This is a genomic window from Mesorhizobium sp. SEMIA396 (genome assembly GCF_024518615.1).
Lineage (GTDB): Bacteria > Pseudomonadota > Alphaproteobacteria > Rhizobiales > Rhizobiaceae > Mesorhizobium.
The window spans coordinates 1-3,556 of the sequence record NZ_JANIFC010000031.1 but is presented as its reverse complement, the minus strand read 5'-3'; the positions used below and the strand labels follow the sequence as shown (position 1 = coordinate 3,556).

1 tRNA gene and 2 rRNA genes are annotated in these 3,556 nt (G+C 53.8%); all 3 read left to right on the top strand.

Annotation, left to right across the window (positions count from 1 at the left end):
* Window positions 1–37: 37 nt before the first annotated feature.
* Window positions 38–2,859: ribosomal RNA gene (locus NP503_RS33110) — 23S ribosomal RNA — on the top strand.
* A gap of 152 nt (window positions 2,860–3,011) precedes the next feature.
* Window positions 3,012–3,126 (top strand): 5S ribosomal RNA (rrf, locus tag NP503_RS33105).
* A gap of 224 nt (window positions 3,127–3,350) precedes the next feature.
* Window positions 3,351–3,427: transfer RNA gene (locus tag NP503_RS33100), tRNA-Met, on the top strand.
* The last annotated feature ends 129 nt before the right edge of the window (window positions 3,428–3,556 follow it).

Below are 3,556 nucleotides of genomic sequence, written 5' to 3'. Positions count from 1 at the left end.
CTTCGGGATTGCGCGGGTGGGCATTGGCAATGAGAACGATCAAGTGTCTTAAGGGCAATTGGTGGATGCCTTGGCATGCACAGGCGATGAAGGACGTGATACGCTGCGATAAGCTACGGGGAGGTGCGAATACCCTTTGATCCGTAGATTTCCGAATGGGGAAACCCACCTAAGGTACTTGGAAAATCAGAGCAGCCGGAAGGTCGCAAGGCCGACTTGCTGCTGTGGTTTCCAAGTATCGATAATAGGTAACTTACCCTGAATACATAGGGGTAAAGTGGCGAACGCGGGGAACTGAAACATCTAAGTACCCGTAGGAAAGGACATCAACCGAGACTCCGGAAGTAGTGGCGAGCGAACCCGGACCAGGCCAGTGGCGATTGAGAGACAAGCGGAACCTTCTGGAAAGTAGGGCCATAGTGGGTGACAGCCCCGTACGCGTAATGCAATCAATCGTCCTCGAGTAAGGCGGGACACGTGAAATCCTGTCTGAAATTGGGGGGACCACCCTCCAAGCCTAAGTACTCGTGCATGACCGATAGCGAACTAGTACCGTGAGGGAAAGGTGAAAAGCACCCCGACAAGGGGAGTGAAAGAGTACCTGAAACCGATTGCCTACAAACAGTGGAAGCCCAAGGTTCGTCCTGGGTGACCACGTACCTTTTGTATAATGGGTCAGCGACTTAGTGTGACGAGCAAGCTTAAACCGCTAGGTGTAGGCGCAGCGAAAGCGAGTCTGAATAGGGCGTTCAGTTCGTCGCATTAGACCCGAAACCGAGTGATCTAGCCATGAGCAGGTTGAAGGTAAGGTAACACTTACTGGAGGACCGAACCCATAACTGTTGCAATAGTTCGGGATGACTTGTGGCTAGGGGTGAAAGGCCAATCAAACTCGGAAATAGCTGGTTCTCCGCGAAATCTATTTAGGTAGAGCGTCGACCGAATACCCCAGGGGGTAGAGCACTGGATGGGCTAGGGGTCCTCACCGGATTACCAAACCTAACCAAACTCCGAATACCTGGGAGTACTAGTCGGCAGACACACGGCGGGTGCTAACGTCCGTCGTGAAAAGGGAAACAACCCTGACCTACAGCTAAGGTCCCCAAGTTATGGCTAAGTGGGAAAGGATGTGAGGATCCCAAAACAACCAGGATGTTGGCTTAGAAGCAGCCATCATTTAAAGAAAGCGTAACAGCTCACTGGTCTAAATAAGGGTCTTTGCGCCGAAAATGTAACGGGGCTAAAGCCATACACCGAAGCTTAGGGTTTGGTCCGCAAGGGCCAAGCGGTAGCGGAGCGTTCTGTAAGCTGATGAAGCCATACCCGTGAGGGGTGGTGGAGGTATCAGAAGTGCGAATGCTGACATGAGTAACGTAAGGGGAGTGAGAGACTCCCCCGCCGAAAGACCAAGGGTTCCTGCTTAAAGCTAATCTGAGCAGGGTTAGCCGGCCCCTAAGACGAGGCGGAAACGCGTAGTCGATGGGAACCACGTTAATATTCGTGGGCTTGGAGGTAGTGACGGATCATTGAGGTAGTCCAATCTTATCGGATTGAACGGGCTGCTGCGTGGTTCCAGGAAATAGCTCCTCCTTATAAACCGTACCCGAAACCGACACTGGTGGTCTGGTAGAGTATACCAAGGCGCTTGAGAGAACTATGCTGAAGGAACTCGGCAAATTGCACGCGTAACTTCGGAAGAAGCGTGACCCTTTTCTACGCAAGTAGAGGAGGGTGGCACAGACCAGGGGGTAGCGACTGTTTATCAAAAACACAGGGCTCTGCGAAGTCGCAAGACGACGTATAGGGTCTGACGCCTGCCCGGTGCTGGAAGGTTAAGAGGAGGGGTGCAAGCTCTGAATCGAAGCCCCAGTAAACGGCGGCCGTAACTATAACGGTCCTAAGGTAGCGAAATTCCTTGTCGGGTAAGTTCCGACCTGCACGAATGGCGTAACGACTTCCCCGCTGTCTCCAGCATAGACTCAGTGAAATTGAATTCCCCGTGAAGATGCGGGGTTCCTGCGGTTAGACGGAAAGACCCCGTGCACCTTTACTATAGCTTTACATTGGCATTCGTAGTGGCATGTGTAGGATAGGTGGTAGGCTTTGAAACCTGGGCGCCAGCTCAGGTGGAGCCACCCTTGAAATACCACCCTTATTACTATGGATGTCTAACCGCGGCCCGTTATCCGGGTCCGGGACAATGTATGGTGGGTAGTTTGACTGGGGCGGTCGCCTCCTAAAGAGTAACGGAGGCGCGCGATGGTGGGCTCAGAACGGTCGGAAATCGTTCGCTGAGTGCAATGGCATAAGCCTGCCTGACTGCGAGACTGACAAGTCGAGCAGAGACGAAAGTCGGTCATAGTGATCCGGTGGTCCCGCGTGGAAGGGCCATCGCTCAACGGATAAAAGGTACGCCGGGGATAACAGGCTGATGACCCCCAAGAGTCCATATCGACGGGGTTGTTTGGCACCTCGATGTCGACTCATCGCATCCTGGGGCTGGAGCAGGTCCCAAGGGTATGGCTGTTCGCCATTTAAAGCGGTACGTGAGTTGGGTTCAGAACGTCGTGAGACAGTTCGGTCCCTATCTGCCGTGGGTGTAGGAATATTGAAAGGATCTGTCCCTAGTACGAGAGGACCGGGATGGACGGATCTCTGGTGGACCTGTTGTGGCGCCAGCCGCATAGCAGGGTAGCTATATCCGGACGGGATAACCGCTGAAGGCATCTAAGCGGGAAACCCACCTTAAAACGAGTATTCCCTGAGAACCGTGGAAGACGACCACGTTGATAGGCCGGGTGTGGAAGAGCGGCAACGCTTGAAGCTTACCGGTACTAATAGTTCGATCGGCTTGATCGTTCTCATTCCTTATGCTCATCGCTCCAAATCGGAGGATGACAGGCACATAAAGGACCAGCGAATAGCCCCGAGAGGCACCCGACAGCTCCGCTGCCGATGCCTCTTTGTGCTCCTTCGCTCAAAAGCTTCTCGAACAACGTGCGTTTTGCCGACCTGGTGGTTATGGCGGAGCGGCTGCACCCGATCCCATTCCGAACTCGGCCGTGAAACGCTCCAGCGCTGATGGTACTTCGTCTCAAGACGCGGGAGAGTAGGTCGCTGCCAGGTCTGCTAAACGCACGTTGAACTCACATCCAATCGGATGGAGTGATGTCTTCTCTTTATGAAATGGCCCGCCAAGGGATCACGGGCCGCGTAAGCGGCCCTTTCATTTGGTCAGCCATATACCTATCTGTAGGCCTCGGCTTACACAAAAAAGCAAGCAAACGCTTGCTTAGGAACGCAAGCAAGCGCTTGCTTGGATTAGCAAGCAAACGCTTGCTAAGAGGTGACGCGGGGTGGAGCAGCCCGGTAGCTCGTCAGGCTCATAACCTGAAGGTCACAGGTTCAAATCCTGTCCCCGCAACCAAACCTCACTAAACAAACAGCCCGCCTCGTGCGGGCTCTTTTGTTTTTTGCCCTGGTGCCGGCGTTTAACCCGTCATCAGGCGCCCCCAAGCAGGCCAAGCCCAAGCCGCAAGACAGAAAACTCAAATCC